General features: G+C 59.7%; 18 protein-coding genes. 11 read left to right on the top strand and 7 right to left on the bottom strand.

The genetic code is table 11. The features are described 5' to 3' along the window. Window positions 1–3 precede the first annotated feature (3 nt). Window positions 4–669, bottom strand: a complete 666-nt coding sequence (locus F8N44_RS02565) for an NAD(P)-dependent oxidoreductase (protein WP_077575182.1) — start codon at window positions 667–669, stop codon at window positions 4–6. An 83-nt stretch (window positions 670–752) separates the two neighbouring features. On the opposite strand from F8N44_RS02565, the gene F8N44_RS02570 reads away from it, so the two are divergent. Beyond that, complete coding sequence (locus F8N44_RS02570; RefSeq protein ID WP_150649178.1) at window positions 753–1,079, top strand: DOPA 4,5-dioxygenase family protein; 327 nt, start codon at window positions 753–755, stop codon at window positions 1,077–1,079. Here F8N44_RS02570 and F8N44_RS02575 read toward each other — a convergent pair whose 3' ends face one another. Next, window positions 1,080–1,481, bottom strand: coding sequence for a GFA family protein (locus tag F8N44_RS02575; RefSeq protein WP_150649179.1), 402 nt, complete (start codon window positions 1,479–1,481; stop codon window positions 1,080–1,082). A 322-nt stretch (window positions 1,482–1,803) separates the two neighbouring features. Here F8N44_RS02575 and F8N44_RS02580 point away from each other — a divergent pair, with 322 nt between their 5' ends. The 9 genes from F8N44_RS02580 (at window position 1,804) to F8N44_RS02625 (ending at window position 12,296) form a co-directional block, all read left to right on the top strand. Further along, entirely contained in the window at window positions 1,804–3,111 is a 1,308-nt protein-coding gene (locus F8N44_RS02580) for a CitMHS family transporter (RefSeq protein WP_064389709.1), read from the top strand. A gap of 85 nt (window positions 3,112–3,196) precedes the next feature. Continuing rightward, a complete protein-coding gene (locus F8N44_RS02585) occupies window positions 3,197–3,964 on the top strand; it encodes a TerC family protein (protein ID WP_095119663.1) in 768 nt (255 codons plus the stop codon). A gap of 327 nt (window positions 3,965–4,291) precedes the next feature. Further along, window positions 4,292–5,950, top strand: a complete 1,659-nt coding sequence (locus F8N44_RS02595) for a Na/Pi cotransporter family protein (RefSeq protein WP_150649180.1) — start codon at window positions 4,292–4,294, stop codon at window positions 5,948–5,950. Between the two features lie 168 nt (window positions 5,951–6,118). Further along, window positions 6,119–7,510, top strand: a complete 1,392-nt coding sequence (locus F8N44_RS02600; protein ID WP_150649181.1) for a M16 family metallopeptidase — start codon at window positions 6,119–6,121, stop codon at window positions 7,508–7,510. Window positions 7,511–7,701: 191 nt separating this feature from the next. After that, window positions 7,702–8,730, top strand: a complete 1,029-nt coding sequence (locus tag F8N44_RS02605; protein ID WP_150649182.1) for a DUF5924 family protein — start codon at window positions 7,702–7,704, stop codon at window positions 8,728–8,730. A 54-nt stretch (window positions 8,731–8,784) separates the two neighbouring features. Next, complete coding sequence (locus F8N44_RS02610) at window positions 8,785–9,933, top strand: MlaE family ABC transporter permease (protein WP_150649183.1); 1,149 nt, start codon at window positions 8,785–8,787, stop codon at window positions 9,931–9,933. Then, window positions 9,930–10,733 carry an ABC transporter ATP-binding protein gene (locus F8N44_RS02615; RefSeq protein ID WP_150649184.1) on the top strand — a complete coding sequence of 268 codons (804 nt, stop codon included), beginning with the start codon at window positions 9,930–9,932 and terminating at the stop codon, window positions 10,731–10,733. The genes F8N44_RS02610 and F8N44_RS02615 overlap by 4 nt, the downstream gene beginning before the upstream one ends. Window position 10,734: 1 nt before the next feature. Continuing rightward, the gene (locus F8N44_RS02620) at window positions 10,735–11,673 is read left to right on the top strand and encodes an MlaD family protein (protein ID WP_150649185.1); all 939 of its coding nucleotides are present in this window, start codon (window positions 10,735–10,737) and stop codon (window positions 11,671–11,673) included. Then, window positions 11,670–12,296: an ABC-type transport auxiliary lipoprotein family protein gene (locus F8N44_RS02625; RefSeq protein ID WP_150649186.1), complete on the top strand. Its 627-nt coding sequence runs from the start codon at window positions 11,670–11,672 to the stop codon at window positions 12,294–12,296. The genes F8N44_RS02620 and F8N44_RS02625 overlap by 4 nt, the downstream gene beginning before the upstream one ends. 117 nt (window positions 12,297–12,413) lie before the next feature. On the opposite strand, the gene F8N44_RS02630 is transcribed toward F8N44_RS02625, so the two are convergent. From F8N44_RS02630 to F8N44_RS02650, 5 genes are all read right to left on the bottom strand, one after another. Further along, the gene (locus F8N44_RS02630; protein ID WP_007911793.1) at window positions 12,414–13,643 is read right to left on the bottom strand and encodes a nucleoside recognition domain-containing protein; all 1,230 of its coding nucleotides are present in this window, start codon (window positions 13,641–13,643) and stop codon (window positions 12,414–12,416) included. A gap of 231 nt (window positions 13,644–13,874) precedes the next feature. After that, complete coding sequence (gltP, locus tag F8N44_RS02635; RefSeq protein WP_150649187.1) at window positions 13,875–15,206, bottom strand: glutamate/aspartate:proton symporter GltP; 1,332 nt, start codon at window positions 15,204–15,206, stop codon at window positions 13,875–13,877. A 702-nt stretch (window positions 15,207–15,908) separates the two neighbouring features. Next, on the bottom strand, window positions 15,909–16,373 hold the full coding sequence (locus tag F8N44_RS02640; protein ID WP_016986435.1) for an inhibitor of vertebrate lysozyme family protein: 465 nt from the start codon (window positions 16,371–16,373) through the stop codon (window positions 15,909–15,911). 2 nt (window positions 16,374–16,375) lie between these two features. Continuing rightward, window positions 16,376–16,540, bottom strand: coding sequence for a DUF1328 domain-containing protein (locus F8N44_RS02645; protein ID WP_003177151.1), 165 nt, complete (start codon window positions 16,538–16,540; stop codon window positions 16,376–16,378). Between the two features lie 73 nt (window positions 16,541–16,613). After that, complete coding sequence (locus tag F8N44_RS02650; protein ID WP_150649188.1) at window positions 16,614–16,898, bottom strand: hypothetical protein; 285 nt, start codon at window positions 16,896–16,898, stop codon at window positions 16,614–16,616. Window positions 16,899–17,325: 427 nt separating this feature from the next. On the opposite strand from F8N44_RS02650, the gene algB reads away from it, so the two are divergent. Next, window positions 17,326–18,672, top strand: coding sequence for a sigma-54-dependent response regulator transcription factor AlgB (gene algB / locus F8N44_RS02655; protein ID WP_150649189.1), 1,347 nt, complete (start codon window positions 17,326–17,328; stop codon window positions 18,670–18,672). Window positions 18,673–18,678: the final 6 nt, after the last annotated feature.

Below are 18,678 nucleotides of genomic sequence, written 5' to 3' on the forward strand. Positions count from 1 at the left end.
GATTTACGAATCTGAAGCCGCCACAAAATTCACATGCTGCCCCACATGCAAATTCAGCCGCAGCTCATCGGCAATCCCCACTGCTACGCGGTTCAGCCGCTCCAGCGGCTCGGCCAGACCCGGTTCCAGATTGCCGCCGACCTGACTGAAATGCTCGATCGTCAGGCCTGCGACGCCATGGGGCGCATTGACCAGCGTCCAGTGCAGCGGACTGCTTTGCACGGCTTCACGTATTTCCTCGGCGGCGTGACGTTGCAGGCGATCATCGACATCCGGCTCATCGAGCACGGCAAAATCCCCCACCAGAAACAGCCGCGAAACGTTGGCCGCTTGCAGCCCATCGACCAACGCATCGACGGCCAGCACCTGCTCGACCGGCCCGAGCACGACAGCGCGTTCCACCTGATCGCTACTGAACGGCAACCCCGGCGCATCCAGTAAACAGATGACCGCCGAACTACCGGCCACGCTCTGATTGATACGCTCCGAGTCGAACAAATCACCCGTTTTGGTTCGCAACCCCGGCCGCGGCGCGAGTGCGGTCAAATCGTCGAGGATGGCAATGACTTCGTGCTGACGCCGCAGCAATTCAGCCATCAACGCGCTGCCCAGGCTACTCATGGCACCATAGAGCACCACTTTTACCGCCGGGGTTTCGGCATTTTTCATGGCTGATCCCTTTTCTTATCCCTTGTATGGCGTGTGACATACGAGCAACGCCGAGGGTTCGAACCGATTTCCGAGGGTTTGTGATGCAAGCAATCAAGGGCTACCACGCCCACGTCTATTTCGACGCCAATACCATTGAGCAGGCGCGGGCCTTGTGTGAGCAGGCTGCGAAGCTGTTTCCGTTGAAGATGGGCCGCGTCCACGAGCGCCCGGTCGGGCCGCATCCGGACTGGAGTTGCCAATTGGCCTTCGGCCCCGAGCTGATCGGCGATGTGCTGCCGTGGCTGGCGCTGAACCGTAAAGGCCTGGTGGTGTTTCTGCACCCGGACACCGGGGATGATTTGCTCGACCACACCGAGCACGCGATCTGGATGGGGGCGATCCGGCCGCTGAATCTGTCGGTTTTTTGATTAGATCGTTTCTTCGGCTTCGCCCGGCAGATGCTCGTCCAGATGCAGCCAGGGCAATTGGCTGTCCGTCCAGATATGTCGCTCGGCCGGTGCCAGTTGCGGCTGATCCAGCGTGGCGATGGTCACGTCGATGCTCTCGGGGCTGAGCAATGTCACCAACGCCAGTTGCGCACCGCAGTTCGGACAGAAGAACCGCGCACAACTGGCCGACGAGTCGTACCGCGATGGCGCCCCGGCCAGCCACTGGAAATTTGCCGCCGGCACGGTGATCCATGTGGTGACGATGCCGCCGCTGACTCGGCGACAAATCGAACAATGGCAATGGGCGATGTCCTGCAACGCCCCGCTGAACTGATAACGAATGTGTCCGCAATGGCAGCCGCCGCTGTGCAATTCGCGCATTTCAAAGCTCCCCTTCCCGTGTTTATTGACTCTGGTTCGCATCCGACGGCCGGTTGACCGTTCATTCAAAGCTTTCTCAAGCGAAAGGTAGCTGAAAGCTTCCGCGATTAGGATCGCCTCCACTTCCGGCAACAGACCGGTTGGCCAATGCGTGTGATACCTCGCACGAACGGCCCAATTAACAACAACAATGGTGATTCTGATGTCCTCTGTAACCCGCCTCTTCGCTGTCACTCCGCCCGTACGTTTCGTGCTTCCCGTTCTGCGCTGATCCCGCCCGATCTGCTCATTTAACTAGCCGCGCTACGCCTGGAGTATTCCCATGCTGACTTTCCTTGGCTTCGCCATGGTCATCACGTTCATGTTCCTGATCATGACCAAGCGCCTGTCCGCGCTGATCGCTCTGATCATCATCCCGATCGTCTTCGCCCTGTTCGGTGGTTTTGCACCGAAGATCGGTCCGATGATGCTCGAAGGCATCACCAAGCTGGCGCCGACCGGCGTGATGCTGATGTTCGCCATTCTCTATTTCGCCCTGATGATCGACTCCGGCCTGTTCGACCCGGCCGTGCGCAAGATCCTCAAACTGGTCAAGGGTGACCCGCTGAAGGTTTCGGTCGGCACCGCCGTACTGGCGCTCGTCGTTTCCCTCGATGGTGACGGCGCGACCACTTACATGATCTGCGTGGCCGCCATGCTGCCGCTGTACAGCCGCATTGGCATGAGCCCGCGGATCATGGCCGGTCTGATCATTCTCGCCGGCGGCGTGATGAACATGACCCCGTGGGGCGGCCCGACTGCCCGTGCCGCGAGTGCGCTGCATGTCGATCCATCGGACATTTTCGTGCCGATGATCCCGGCGATGGCTGCCGGTGTCGTGGCGATTCTGCTGATTGCCTACTTCTACGGTAAACGTGAGCGTGCGCGTCTCGGTGAGCTGCATCTGGTTGGCGATGATATCGATCACAGCGAAATCAGCGTGTCGCAGTTCCCGGATGCCCGCCGTCCAAAACTGATCTGGTTCAACGGCGCCCTGACCTTCGGCCTGATGTGCACCCTGATCGCTGGCCTGCTGCCGCTGCCGGTGCTGTTCATGGTCGCGTTCAGTATTGCCATGATCGTCAACTACCCTTGCCTGCAGATGCAGAAGGATCGCGTCGCGGCTCACGCCGGTAGCGTGCTGGCAGTGGTCGGGCTGATCTTTGCGGCGGGTATCTTCACCGGTATCCTGAGCGGCACCGGCATGGTCGATGCGATGTCGAAGAGCCTGTTGGCGGTGATTCCGGATTTCCTCGGCCCGTACTTGGCCGTGATCACGGCGCTGGTGAGCATGCCGTTCACCTTCTTCATGTCCAACGATGCGTTCTATTATGGCGTGTTGCCGGTGTTGGCCGAAGCTGCCAGCCACTATGGGATCACTGCAGTGGAAATGGCCCGTGCCTCGATCGTCGGTCAGCCCGTCCACTTGCTGAGCCCGTTGGTGCCATCGACCTATCTGTTGGTGGCCCTGGCCGGTATTGATTTCGGTGACCACCAGCGTTTCACCCTGAAATGGGCGATCCTGGTTTGTATCTGCATTCTGATTGCTGCACTGCTGTTGGGGACTTTCCCGGTGTTCAGCACTCTATAAGCCCAAGACTCACCGTTTCGGGTCCTGGCTTCGCGGTTTGAAGCCCGGACCTTTTTCGGTTTAACAATCGCTCAAAGGAATACACATGGAATGGCTGACCAACCCCGAAATCTGGGTTGCCTTCTTCACCCTGACCGCCCTGGAAATCGTCCTCGGCATCGATAACATCATCATGATTTCGATCCTGGTCAGCCGCATGCCCAAACACATGCAGCAGCGCACCCGGATCTTCGGTCTTGGCCTGGCCATGATCACGCGCATCCTGTTGCTGCTGTCGATCACCTGGGTCATGCGCCTCACCGCCGACCTGTTCGAAGTGTTCGGCCAAGGCATTTCCGGCCGCGACCTGATCCTGTTCTTCGGTGGTCTGTTCCTGCTGTGGAAGAGCTCGCAAGAGATGTACCACGCGCTGGAAGGCGAAGACGAAAGCGACGACACGCCTGGTGGCAAGGGCGGCAACTTCCTCTACACCATCATCCAGATCGCGATCATCGACATCGTCTTCTCGCTGGATTCGGTGATCACTGCCGTGGGCATGGTTTCCCACGTGCCGGTCATGGTGGCGGCGATCGTCGTGGCGGTACTGGTGATGATGCTGGCCTCGGGCAAGATCAGCGAATTCATCGACAAGCACCCGTCGTTGAAGATGCTGGCGCTGTCGTTCCTGCTGGTGGTCGGTACCGTACTGATTGCCGAGTCGTTCGACGTGCATGTACCGAAAGGCTACGTCTACTTCGCCATGGCGTTCTCGCTGGCGGTGGAAGCGATCAACATCAAGCTGCGCGGCGCAATGGCAAAGAAGAGACAGCAGCAAGACCCGGTGAAACTGCGCAAGGACATCCCGGGTCAGTAACCCGGTAATCCAGACGCACGCAATACCCCTGTGGGAGCGAGCTTGCTCGCGAAGACGGAGTGTCAGTCGACAGAAATGTAGGCTGGCCCACCGCTTTCGCGAGCAAGCTCGCTCCCACATTTATTTTCGGTAACACAGGAGGAACGTGTCGGATTCGAATGGGTGAATGAACCTGTTTTCATGACACTTTTGTTTCAATCGGCACTTTAGCTGTGCAATGCTGGCGCCCAGACCGTTAGCCAACTACAGCTTAAGTATCAAAAACGTAGAAACCGCGCGGTACCGTCAACTTGCCTCTCTGAGGCACTGCTAATACAGGGGGTCTGCATGCTCACCCTGCTCAATCTGCTTTCCGCCGTCGCCCTGCTGATCTGGGGCACGCACATCGTCCGAACCGGCATCCTGCGGGTGTACGGCACCAACCTGCGCCATGTGATTGGCCAGAACATGTCCAGGCGCTGGCTCGCCTTTGTTGCTGGCATCGTCGTCACTGCGATGGTGCAGAGCAGCAACGCCACCGCCATGCTCGTCACTTCCTTCGTCGGCCAGGGCCTGATGGCGCTGACCCCGGCGCTGGCGACCATGCTCGGCGCCGACGTCGGTACCGCGCTGATGGCGCGGGTGCTGACGTTCGACCTGTCGTGGCTGTCGCCGCTGCTGATTTTCCTCGGGGTGATTTTCTTTCTGTCGCGCAAACAAACGCGGCTCGGGCAGATGGGGCGGGTGTCGATCGGGCTGGGGCTGATCATTCTCGCGCTGCAATTGATCGTTGAGGCCGCCGCGCCGATCACCCACGCTCAAGGGGTGAAGGTGATTTTCGCCTCGCTGACTGGCGATATCCTCCTCGATGCCTTGGTCGGCGCGTTGTTCGCGATGATTTCCTACTCGAGCCTCGCGGCCGTGCTGCTCACCGCGACCCTGGCCGGCGCCAGTGTGATCAGCCTGCCGGTGGCGATCGGTCTAGTGATTGGCGCTAACATCGGCAGCGGCATTCTCGCTTTCATGAGCACCAGCATGCAGAACGCCGCCGGCCGGCAAGTGGCGTTGGGCAGTCTGTTGTACAAACTCATTGGCCTGCTGCTGATCATCCCGGTGCTCGACCCGCTGGTGCACTGGATCGACAGCCTCGATTTCAGCCCGCAGGAAATGGTCATCGGTTTTCACCTGCTCTACAACACCGTGCGCTGCCTGATTCTGCTGCCAAGCGTCGGGCCGATGGCGCGCCTGTGTGCGTGGTTGCTGCCGGAGCGGCCGGAGGTCAACGGCACCGCCAAACCGCGTCACCTCGACGCCACCGCACTGGTAACGCCGAGTCTGGCGCTGGCCAACGCCGCACGGGAAACCCTGCGCATGGGTGATCTGCTGGAGAACATGCTCGACGCCACCCTTGATGTACTGCGCGGCAAGCAGACCGCTGTCACCCAGGAAATACGTCGGCTGACCGATGACATCGAATCCTTGTACAGCGCGATCAAGCTCTACCTGGCGCAGATGCCCCGCGAAGACCTCGGCGAGCAGGACAGTCGACGCTGGGCCGAGATCATCGAACTGTCGATCAACCTGAAACTGGCCAGCGACCTGATCGAACGCATGCTGCGCAAGATCCAGCAGCAGAAGACCTCGCAGCGCCGCTCGTTTTCTGAAGAAGGTCTGGAAGATCTCGCCGGATTGCAGCAGCAATTGATTGCTAACCTGCGTCTGGGGCTCTCGGTATTCCTCAGCGGTGACCGCGAAAGTGCCCGGCAGTTGCTGCGTGAAAAACGCCGCTTTCGCGCACAGGAGCGCCGTCTGGCGCATGCGCATGTCAGCCGTTTGCAACGCAAGATCGTCCAGAGTCTGGAAACCAGTTCGTTGCACCTGGAGTTGATTGCCGACATGAAACGCTTGAATTCACTGTTTTGCGGCAGTGCGTACGTGGTGCTGGAAACGGCGGATACCGGGGCGCTGGCGGCGGATGATATTGCCGACATTACGCATTCGCCTTGAACGTCTGGGGCTCGGTTTAGTCAGTTACATTGATTCAGCCTTCAGGCCGCTATCGCGAGCAGGCTCACTCCTACAGGGAGACGCATTCCAAATGCAGGAGTGAGCCTGCTCGCGATGGGGCCCTGACTGACGACACGGATCTCCAAATCAGCCGTACGGAAGCCTGTTATGCGTTGCCTGTTGTTCGCCTGTCTGTTGCTCGGTTCCCTGCCCGCCTTTGCCCTGGATCGCTTTCAGGTCGAAGGCTATGCGCTGCCCAACGGTCTGCAGCTGATGCTCAAGCCCGGCACCGAGCGCGGACATGTGGCGATCCGGCTGGTGGTCGGCGTCGGTCTCGATGATTTCGATTGCGATGACAAGGAGCTGCCGCACCTGCTTGAGCACTTGTTGTTCAGCGGCATCGACGCCACTGGCGAAGGGGGTCTGGAAGAACGCATGCAAGCGCTGGGCGGTGACTGGAATGCGTTCACCAGCAACGCCGATACCACCTTCGTCATCGAAGCCCCGGCGAAAAACCAGCGTAAAGTGCTCGACCTGCTGCTCGCTCTGCTCACGCAAACGCGTATTGACGACAACGCCATCAATGCGGCCAAACGCGTGGTCGAACGCGAGGACGGCGGCCATTACACACGCCTGCAACGCTTTCTCGATCGTCAGGATCTCGGCCACACCGCGAGCAATCAGCTCGCCGTCGAACTGGGCCTGAAATGCCCGCAACGCGCCGAGGTCGGCCACCTGACTCAGGAGCAATTGGAGAAGGTGCGCAAGGCTTGGTACGCGCCGAACAACATGACCCTGATCGTCGTCGGCGAACTCGACAAACTGCTGCCGGCCTATCTGGAACGCACTTGGGGCGCACTCGAAGCGGTCGATCCGAGCGAGCATCGGCCGCTGCCGGATATCCGCACCAGCGCCGCCCATGAGCGCACCCTCACCCGTGGCTTTATCGGCGACAGCGCCAAGCTGCACTGGCTGGTGCCGGAGCCGGTGATCGATGATCAGTACGACCAGACCTTCGACATTCTCAAGGATTACCTCGACTGGGCGTTGTATCGACAGATCCGCCTCAACCACGGTTTGTCCTACGGGCCGTGGGCTGAGCGTGAGGTGTTCGGTGGCGTCGGTTTCATGAGTCTGAATGCCGATCTGGATCGCGACGATGTCGACGAAGCCATCCAGGTGCTGGAAGACCTCAAGGCCGATTTGCTGAAAAACGGCCTTGACCCGGACACCTTTGCGCGGATCAAACAGGCCTCGATCGCCCATCAGGCGTGGGCGGTGCAGGGTAATAGCGCGATGGCGGATTACTACTGGAGTGCACTGAGTGATTACGAGGATGGCCGCTTCGCCAACCCGGCGCGGGAGCTGCAAGGGGTGACGTTGGCGGCGGCGAACAAGGCCATGCGTGAGTTGCTGTTGCAACCGGGATATCTGCGGATCGAGAAGCCGTTGATCAGTGATGATCAGGTGTTGTGGTTGAGTGCGGGTGGGTTGGGCCTGGTGTTGTTGATCCTGATTGGCTGGCGTTTGCACCACCGCCGAAAACCCGCCGAACACTGACCCCTGTGGGAGCGAGCCGGCTCGCGAAAGCGGTGGGTCATACAACAAATGTGGTGACTGACCCACCGCATTCGCGAGCAGGCTCGCTCCCACAGGGTGAGTGGTGAATTTACTGACCGGCAGCCTCGCCACAGCGCCCGGCGGGCGCTACTCTGTCGAGGTTTTTTCCTATCCAGTCGTGAACCGCCCAAATGCCAAAAATACAGCTCCTGATCCAGCGCCTTCTCGAACTGATGAAGCGCTATCCCGGGGTCATTGCGCTTGGTGGTTTTATCTCTGGGGTCGGCAGTTTCATCATGGTCGATCGTCAGCAAGGCCTGGCGAGCTGGATCACCGTGATCATGCTGCTCAGCTGGATCTGGCTGATGCTGGAAAACACCCTCACCGGTCTCTTCACCCGCGTGTTCAAACGCGAGATTCCCCAGCCGCTGCTGCGTTACGCGACGCAGATGATCCATCAGGAAAGCCTGTTTTTCGTCCTGCCGTTCTTTTTCATCACCACGACCTGGAACAGTGGCCAGTTGTTCTTCACCGGCCTGCTCAGCGTCGCGGCACTGATTTCCATCGTCGATCCGCTCTACTACAAATGGCTGGCGCCACGGCGCTGGGCGTTTCTCGCGCTGCACACCCTGACCCTGTTCGCCGCCCTGCTTACCGCGTTGCCGGTAATCATGCACCTGACCACGGCGCAGAGTTTCAAGTGGGCGCTGGGCATTGCCGTGCTGTTGTCGTTCCCGAGCCTGGCGTCGATCTTCCCGATCCGCACTGTGCGCAATGCCTTGGCGATCCTGTGCATCACCGTCGGCATTGGCGGTGTCGGTTGGGCGCTGCGTTCGTGGGTGCCGCCGGCGACGCTGTGGATGACCGACGTGGCGATCAGCACGCAAATGCAGGATCGCACCCCCGGTGCCAGCCTCGACACGGTCAGCGCCGAACAGATTCGTGGTGATGGCCTCTACGCCTACACCGCGATCAATGCGCCGCGCGGGCTCGATGAGCGGATTTATCACGTCTGGCAATTCAACGGCAAAGAGGTCGACCGCATTGCCCTCGACATCCATGGCGGGCGCAAGGAAGGCTACCGGGCGTGGACGCACAAGCAGAACTTCCCCGGTAACCCGGCGGGCAAGTGGCAGGTGCGGGTGCTGACCGAGGATGGCCAGGTGATCGGCGTGCTGCGCTTCGAAGTCACGGACAGCACAGCGATCAAAGAAAAGTAACCCGGTTCGTGCTATTACGTTAGTTCGCCTAATAGCCGAACAAGCACGGAGCTTATGACCAGCAGCTCGATCAGCGGCAATGCCCATCTGGACACGTCGATCAGCCCTGCCCGCCTGCGGGTCACGGGGGACTGGACGCTTGTCCATTACGCCGAGCTCAAGCACCTGAGCGAAAAGCTCCACGGCCAGTACGACGCCAACACGCCGATTGATCTGAATAGCCTCGGCGCCCTCGACACGGCTGGCGCTTCGTTGCTGGTCGAACTGCTCGGCTCCGAGCGTCTCGGCAAATCCGCCGAACACCCCGATTGCACGCTCTCCTCCGCCGACCGCGCGCTGCTGCAAACCGTTTATCAATCGATGACTGATTTCTGCGTGCCGATCAAGGAGGCGGAAGTCAGCGTCAGCGTGCAACTGCTGACCCGGATCGGTCGCGCCGTGGAAACGGTCTGGCAAGACACCCTGCAGGTGCTGGGTTTCATCGGCCTGATCCTGGAAACCATCGCCCGTGGCCTGTTCCGGCCCAAACGCTGGCGCATCACGCCGATGATCGCGCACATCGAACAGACCGGCCTCGACGCCGCGCCGATCGTGGCGTTGCTGACCTTTCTGGTGGGTGCGGTGGTGGCGTTTCTCGGGGCTACGGTGCTGGCCAGTTTTGGCGCGACGATTTTTACCGTGGACCTGGTGGGCTTCTCCTTTTTGCGTGAATTCGGCGTGCTGCTCACGGCGATCCTCATGGCCGGGCGCACCGCCAGTGCCTTCACCGCGCAAATCGGCTCGATGAAGGCCAACGAAGAAATCGACGCGATCCGCACCCTCGGCCTCGACCCGATGGAGCTGCTGGTGGTGCCGCGTGTGCTGGCGATGCTGGTGGCGCTGCCGATGCTGACGTTTCTTGCGATGCTCTGCGGGATTATTGGCGGCGGTGTGGTCTGCGCGGTGTCGCTGGATATTTCGCCAGCGATGTTCCTGACACTGTTGCAATCGGACATCGGCATCCAGCATTTTCTGGTGGGGTTGGTGAAAGCGCCGATCTTCGCTTTCCTGATCGCTGCGATTGGCTGCCTGGAAGGCTTCAAGGTCAGCGGCAGTGCCGAGTCGGTCGGCGCACACACCACGTCTGCCGTGGTGCAATCGATTTTCGTGGTGATCGTGCTCGACGCGGTGGCCGCGCTGTTCTTCATGGAGATGGGCTGGTGAGTCGTCTACCCCGCGCGCCCTCGGAGGCGGTGATCGAAGTCCGTGGTCTGTGCAATCGCTTCGGCAGCCAGAGCGTGCACGAGAATCTCGATCTGGATTTGTACAAAGGCGAGATTCTCGCCGTGGTTGGCGGTTCCGGCAGCGGCAAATCGGTGCTGTTGCGCAGCATCGTCGGCTTGCGCCGGCCCAGCGAAGGCATGGTCAAAGTGTTCGGCAAGAACCTGCCGAGCCTGTCCGAGCATGAGCGTTCGCTGGTCGAGCGACGCTTCGGCGTGCTGTTCCAGAAAGGCGCGCTGTTCTCCTCGCTGACGGTCACCGAGAACGTCGCCCTGCCCCTCATCGAGCATGCTGGCCTCAGCCGCAACGACGCCGAGCACCTGGCGGCGGTGAAACTGGCGCTGGCCGGGTTGCCGCTGTCGGCGGCGGACAAATACCCGGCATCGCTGTCCGGCGGCATGATCAAGCGTGCAGCGCTGGCGCGGGCCTTGGCGCTGGATCCGGATATTCTGTTTCTCGACGAACCGACTGCCGGCCTAGATCCGATAGGCGCTGCGCAGTTCGACCAACTGATTCTGACCCTGCGCGATGCACTCGGCCTCAGCGTATTTCTGGTGACTCACGACCTCGACACGCTCTACACCATCACCGACCGCGTGGCGGTGCTGGCGCAGAAAAAAGTGCTGGTCGCAGGTCCCATCGACGTCGTCTCGGAAACCAACGACGCATGGATTCACGAATACTTCCACGGCCCGCGCGGCCGCTCGGCGCTGGACGCCGCCAAATTGCTCAACGAGGTCTGACATGGAAACCCGAGCCCATCATGTGTTGATCGGCCTGTTCTCAGTGATTGTCGTGACAGGCGCCCTGCTCTTCGGCCTGTGGCTGGCCAAGTCGAGCGTCGACACTGAGTTCAAGGATTACGAAATTGTCTTCAGCGAGGCGGTCAGCGGTTTGTCCAAGGGCAGCCCGGTGCAGTACAGCGGGATCAAGGTCGGCGACGTGATCAACCTGCGCCTTGATCCGAAAGATCCACGGCGCGTGCTGGCGCGGATTCGTTTGGCCGGTGACACGCCAGTCAAAGAAGACACGCAGGCCAAACTGGCACTGGCCGGGATCACTGGCACATCGCTCATCCAGCTCAGCGGTGGCACGCCCGAGAGTCCGCAGCTTCGTGGCCACGACGGCAATCTGCCAACCATCGTCGCCTCGCCCTCGCCTATCTCGCGACTGCTCAATGACTCCAACGACTTGATGACCGGCATCACCGCGCTGCTGCAGAACGCCAATCAGATGTTCTCTGCCGAAAACGTCGAGCGCGTGAGCAAAACCCTCGCCCATCTGGAGCAGACCACCGGGACGATCAACGATCAGCGCGGTGACATCAAACAGGCCATGCAGCAACTGGCGACCGTCGGCAAACAGGCCGGCAGCATGCTCGAACAGACGTCGCTGCTGATGCGCAACGCCAACGGTTTGATCAACGACCAGGGCAAACAGGCACTGGGCAGCGCCGAGCAAGCGATGAAGTCGCTGGAACAAAGCACGACCACCATCAGCACCTTGCTGAGCAAAAACGAAAACTCCCTCGACAACGGCATGCAGGGCCTCAATGGCCTGGCCCCGGCGATCCGCGAACTGCGTGAGACGCTGACCTCGTTGCGCGCCATCTCGCAACGCCTTGAGGCCAATCCCAGCGGTTACCTGCTGGGCCGTGACAAGAACAAGGAATTCACGCCATGAAGCTGACTCGACTTGCCCTCTTCGCTGCCGGTTTTGCCTTGATCAGCGCCTGTTCGATTCTGCCCCAGTCCGAGCCGTCGGATGTCTATCGCCTACCGAGCGCCCAGGCACCCGCCTCGGCCAGTTCGGCATCGGCTCAGTCGTGGTCGCTGCGGCTGAACAAGTTGCAGGCCAGTGAGGCATTGAACCGGCCGACGATTGCGGTGATTCCGCAGGGCGATGTGATCAGCAGCTACAAGGGCTCGCGCTGGAGCGATCCGGCGCCGGTGCTGGTGCGTAATCGTTTGCTCGACGGGTTTGCGCGTGATGGTCGGGTGACGTTGCTCAGTACCGATGACAGCAACTTTGCTGCAGATCTGGAATTGGGCGGGAGCTTGCAGGCGTTTCAGACCGAGTATCAGGGCTCGCAGGCCAGCGTTGTGGTGCGGGTCGATGCGTTGCTGGTGCGTGGCTATGACCAGCGGATTCTGGCCAGTCGCCGCTTTGAAGAGCGCCAGCCGTTGAGTGATGTTCAGGTGCCGGCGGTGGTCGCCGGGTTTGGCCAGGCCAGTGATCGCCTTACCGCGAAAGTCGTCGCCTGGGCCGTGGACCAGGGCCAGAAGCTCGCCCCCCCAAAAACCTGAACCCCATACAAGACCCTGTGGGAGCGAGCTTGCTCGCGAATGCGGCGGGTCAGTCGACTCAATGCAGACTGACGAACCGAATTCGCGAGCAAGCTCGCTCCCACAGTGGATCTGTGGTTAGCCGAAGAACCAGTAGCAGACGAAGATCGCACCCACGACACCAGCAAACTCCGCCAGCAACGCACACCCCACCGCATGCCGCGCCCGCTGAATCCCCACCGCACCGAAATACACCGCCAGCACATAGAACGTCGTCTCGGTACTGCCCTGAATCGTCGCCGCGACCAGCGCCGGGAAGCTGTCGACGCCTGAAGTCTTCATCGTTTCGATCAGCATCGCCCGCGCCGCGCTGCCGGAGAACGGTTTGACCATCGCTGTCGGCAGTGCATCGACAAACCGCGTGTCCCACCCAGCCCATTCGACCAGATGGCGAATGCCGTCCAGCCCAAAGTCCAGCGCCCCGGACGCACGCAGCACGCCCACCGCGCAGAGCATCGCCACCAGATACGGCAGCAGATTCTTCGCGACGTCGAAGCCTTCTTTGGCGCCCTCAACAAACGCCTCGTAAACCTTGACCTTTTTCAACGCGCCGATCAGCAAAAACAGCATGATCAATCCGAACAGCGTGAGATTGCCGAGGATCGACGACAATCCCGCCAAAGCGGTTGCTGACAGGGTGCCCAGCAGCGCCATGAAGCCACCGAGAATCAGCGCGCCGGGAATCAGATAGGCCAACACCACCGGATCCCAGATCCGCAGACGCTGCATGAACGCCACCGAAAGGAAGCCGACAATTGTCGAGCAACTGGTCGCCAGCAGGATCGGCAGAAACACCAGTGTTGGGTCCGGCGCGCCTTGCTGGGCGCGGTACATGAAGATCGTTACCGGCAGCAGGGTCAGGGAAGAGGCGTTGAGCACCAGGAAGAGGATTTGCGCGTTACTGGCGATGGTGGCACTGGGATTGAGCTCCTGCAGCGCCTTCATGGCTTTCAGGCCGATCGGCGTGGCTGCGTTGTCGAGGCCCAGACCGTTGGCGGCGAAGTTCAACGTGATCAGGCCGAGGGCAGGGTGACCGGCCGGGACTTCCGGCATCAGCCGCAGAAACAGCGGGCCGAGCACCTTGGCCAGCCATTCGACGATCCCGGCCTTTTCGGCAATGCGCAGGAAGCCCAGCCACAAGGTGAGAGTGCCGAACAGCAGCACCATGACCTCGACCGACAGCTTGGCCATGGCGAAAATGCTTTCCACCATCGCCGCGAAGATCCCGGCGTTGCCGCCGATCAGCCACTGCGCCAGCGCCGATACGGCTGCCACGATGAAGAAGCCAAGCCACAGGCCATTAAGCATCAGTCAAATCCCCCGAAGAATGCGGCGAATGATAGCGGGGTCGCCAGAAACGACAAACCCCGGATTTCTCCGGGGTTTGTGTGTGCCTCATTTGTGGCTTGGCTCACATCCCCTGTGGGAGCGAGCCTGCTCGCGAAAGCGTCCTGCCAGTCACTTCAATGCTTAATGACACTCCGCCTTCGCGAGCAGGCTCGCTCCCACAAAAAAGCCAATCTCCACAGGGTTCAGCAATCAGTTCTTGGAAATTTCGCCTGCTGGCAGTTTTTCCTTGCTGCGCCAGTGCGGCAGGGAGTTCCAGTAGCGCTCGCCCTTGGCATCGTCGTACATGCCTTCCCAACGTGCGATAACCAATACCGCCAAGGCATTACCAATCACGTTCAGCGCAGTACGGGCCATGTCCATAATGCGGTCGACACCAGCGATGAACGCCAGACCTTCCAGCGGGATACCGACGCTGCCCAGGGTCGCCAGCAGCACCACGAAGGACACGCCCGGTACACCGGCGATGCCTTTGGAGGTAACCATCAGGGTCAGGACCAGCAGCAGCTGCTGGCTGATCGACAGGTCGATGCCGTACAGCTGAGCGATGAAGATCGCGGCGATGGACTGGTACAGGGTCGAACCGTCGAGGTTGAACGAGTAACCGGTCGGCACCACGAAGCTGCAGATGGCTTTCGGCGCGCCGTAGGCTTCCATCTTTTCGATCACGCGTGGCAGCACGGTTTCCGACGAGGCAGTGGAGTAGGCCAGTACCAGCTCATCCTTGAAGATGCGCATCAGCTTGAACACCGAGAAACCGAACATCTTGGCGATCAGGCCCAGCACCACAAAGGCGAAGAAGGCGATGGCGAAATAAACCAGGATTACCAGTTTGGCCAGCGGCAGCAGCGAGGCGAAGCCGAAGTTGGCCACGGTCACCGCGATCAGGGCGAACACGCCGATAGGCGCGTAGTTCATGATCATGTGGGTGACTTTGAACATGCTTTCCGAGACGCCCTGGAACATCTTCACCAGCGGCTCGCGCAGGTCCGACTGCAGGCTCGACAGACCGAGACCGAACAGCACGGAGAAGAAGATGATCGGCAGCATTTCGCCGCGGGCCATGGCCGCGAAGATATTCGACGGGATCAGGTTGAGGATGGTCTCGATGAACGCGTGTTCATGTTGTACTTCGGCAGCGGTTGCCTGGTACTTCGAGATGTCGACCGTACCCAGGGTGCTCATGTCGATGCCGGTGCCGGGGTGGAACACGTTGGCTAGCACGAGGCCGACTACGATGGCGATGGTAGTGACGATCTCGAAATAGATGATCGTCTTCAGGCCAATCCGGCCGAGCTTCTTGGCGTCGCCCACGCCGGCGATGCCGACGATCAGGGAAGAAATGACGATCGGGATCACGATCATCTTGATCAGACGGATAAAGATATCGCCTGCCGGTTGCAGGACGTTGCTGATCCACCAGGCTTTCTCGGCACTGAAGTGGTTGAGCAACGCACCAATTGCAATACCCAAAACCAGACCGATGAGGATCTGCCAGGCGAGGCTAATTTTTGCCTTCTTCATTATCTTTACCCTTACTTGCGTTTGACTCAGGCACATGCAGGAACTGGAACGCTCTTTAGCGGAAAAGTCTGTGCATCTGCCTCCGTATAAGGTGCCCCGAAGCGCGTGATTACGGCTCTTCGGCAGGCGAAAAAAGGCGCAACTATTCCGATGCAAGGTTGCGCCGTCTAATGCCGTAAACGCCTACCCTATGCCGAATCGGCATGAGCTTTTTTTATTGAAACTGGCGTCCCAACCGGTTCGATTGTGACATTTCGGCCGGCATAAGTGCCGTGAACCGGCCATCACAGAGCAGGTTGATTATTTTTTGAACGAGAAAAATCGACAAAAATTTTGGGAAAATGCCTACGTGGCAAGACTAGAAGTCCTACTGTTCAAGCGGTTTTTTTGTCGATATACGGTCGCCAGGAAACACCGCGTAATGTTTTCGCGCGCAGTGTCAGCGATAAAAACAGCGAGCTGGACGCTCTGGATCAATGTTTTGTCTGATTGAAAGCTCAGCGCAAGTCCGTCGAACCGCTGTGGGTCGGCGAACCTGCGGCGCAGCTTTTACCCTGACCCGGCCCTTGCGCAGGCACTCCCTGTACCCGTAGGTCACTCCGACCCTGCAACAGTCAGAACGTCCCGGCCCCCTGGTCATGCGCCGGCCTTCCTCAGGTTGGCGCAATGGAAAGCAGCAGGGCTGCTGCCTTCATGTTCAGATCAGTACCACTTCGGATCTTTCTTCAGGGTTTCCATCAAAAGATCCTGCATGCCCTGGTCGGGTTTGCCGAGGAAACGGTAGGTGGCATGGCGCGTTGGCGACTTGTCAGCTGGCAGTCCCTCGGGCACATCAACGAGCATGGCGTAAGCATCTTTCTTGTCGAAACTGAACGCGACGATCAAGCGGTGGTTAAGGCACTTGTCTGCGGATTCGCAGAGCGGGCCGACCAGATACTGGTCGCCATCTTCAGTCACGGCATTCATTTGTTGGTCAGGCGTGCCGGACAGGTTCATCACCCATTCCGGCAGGCGCTCTTCCTTCTTCACCACGCCTTCCCAGGTTTCCCGGTATTGCGGGTCGGAACTCAACAGTTCGTTGACCCGCGTCTGGCCGTCATTGGCCGCCATCGCCATGGCACTACCGCCCAGAAGCAGGGCGGCTGCCAGTGTCTTCAAAGCACTCATCGTTAACCTCGGCCGCGACGGCCAAAGAAGAAGGAAGCGATGAACATCACCAGGAACACGACAAAGAGAATCTTGGCGATACCCGTGGCGGTGCCCGCGATACCACCGAAGCCCAGTACTGCAGCGATGATGGCAATGATCAAGAATGTAATTGCCCAGCTCAACATGGTGATTCTCCTTACTTCTCTATTTAGGGGTGTTGCGTGTCCCGGCGCTGCGCGCCCGAATTCATTCAATCAGTCAGAAAACCCAACGCTCTTCACGTGGCAGTTGATCGAGCGGCTGTGCCTGATCGACATCCATCATGCGCATCGAGGCGCTTTCGGCCTGGCTGCTGCTGACGGCGCTGAAGTGCGTTTGTGTGCTGTGCTGGATCGAGATCAGCGGCTCAACCTGCTGGCTGTTTTCCCAGCGCAGGTATTGCTGGCAGACGATCAGGGTGATCAACAGCGCAAGTACGCCAAACAGGCCTTGCTGGATATGCAGTGGCGAGATACGCACTTGGGCGGCACGTTGGCGAGTCATCCTGGGTTCCTCACTCTTATTCGGTTGGGGCAGTTCTTATCTGCCCGGGCTGAATGAGGTATTGCAGCCTGCATGCCAGTTTTTTCAATGGAAAATATTCAATAAAATCAACGTGTTATAAGAGTGGCGAAAAGAGATAGCGACGCATCCTGCACGATGGGTCATCTGGGATCGTGCGCAATGCACGATTTTTTCGTAGGAGATTTCATTCTTATGGAATTGAGAGCAGGGCGCAGATGTCAGAAAAGTACGCAGGGAATGCCCTGCAAATCGGAATTTGTTTAAAAAACCAACAAAATCAACGTATTGGCCGTAAAGGCAGGGAAGAGCTACCCTCCTATGGCTGGCATCGTTCAGAATCAACCATGCAACTTGCCCGATTTTTCCGGGACTAACCCAAGACCAATCACTATGGAGCGTAGGAAAAATGGAATCTGCCACTGAGCATCAAGGCCGCATTCTGCTGGTGGACGACGAATCCGCCATCCTGCGTACTTTCCGTTATTGCCTTGAAGACGAGGGCTATACGGTGGCCACCGCCAACAGCGCGGCCCAGGCTGAGGCGCTGTTGCAACGTCAGGTTTTCGATCTGTGCTTCCTTGATTTGCGTCTGGGCGAAGACAACGGGCTCGACGTGCTGGCGCAAATGCGTATTCAGGCGCCATGGATGCGCGTGGTGATTGTGACCGCGCATTCGGCCGTCGATACTGCCGTGGATGCGATCCAGGCCGGCGCTGCTGATTATCTGGTCAAGCCATGCAGCCCGGATCAGTTGCGTCTGGCCACCGCCAAGCAACTGGAAGTGCGCCAACTGTCGGCGCGCCTCGAAGCGCTTGAAGGCGAGATCCGCAAACCGAAGGACGGCCTCGATTCCCACAGCCCGGCGATGAAAGTGGTACTGGAAACGGCTCGCCAGGTTGCCAGCACCGACGCCAACATCCTTATCCTTGGCGAGTCCGGCACCGGTAAAGGCGAGCTGGCGCGGGCGATTCACGGCTGGAGCAAACGCGAGAAGAAATCCTGCGTAACCATCAACTGCCCGTCGCTGACGGCGGAATTGATGGAAAGCGAGCTGTTCGGTCACAGCCGTGGCGCCTTTACCGGGGCCAGCGAAAGCACGTTGGGTCGGGTCAATCAAGCAGATGGCGGCACGCTGTTTCTCGACGAGATCGGCGATTTTCCCCTGACCTTGCAACCCAAGTTGCTGCGTTTCATTCAGGACAAGGAATACGAGCGGGTAGGCGATCCGGTCACCCGTCGCGCCGACGTACGCATTTTGGCGGCCACCAACCTCAATCTCGAAGACATGGTTCGTGACGGTCGTTTCCGTGAAGATCTGCTCTATCGTCTGAACGTTATCACCCTGCACCTGCCACCACTGCGTGAACGTGCCGAGGACATCCTGACTCTGGCCGACCGTTTTCTCGCGCGCTTCGTCAAAGAGTACGCACGCCCGGCAAGGGGCTTCAGCGACGAGGCACGTGAAGCACTGCTCGGCTACCGCTGGCCGGGCAACATTCGCGAGCTGCGCAATGTGGTCGAGCGGGCGAGCATCATCTGCCCGCAGGACCGCGTGGAAATCAGCCACCTCGGCATGGCCGAGCAACCCGCCAACAACGCCCCTCGCGTCGGCGCGGCGCTGAGTCTCGACGAGTTGGAAAAAGCCCACATCGGCGCGGTTCTCGCCACCGCCGGCACGCTGGATCAGGCGGCGAAAACCCTCGGCATCGACGCTTCGACCCTGTACCGCAAGCGCAAGCAGTACAACCTGTGAGTGCCG

Origin of the sequence: Pseudomonas fluorescens (assembly GCF_902497745.1) — a bacterium.
GTDB classification, from domain to species: domain Bacteria; phylum Pseudomonadota; class Gammaproteobacteria; order Pseudomonadales; family Pseudomonadaceae; genus Aquipseudomonas; species Aquipseudomonas fluorescens_BM.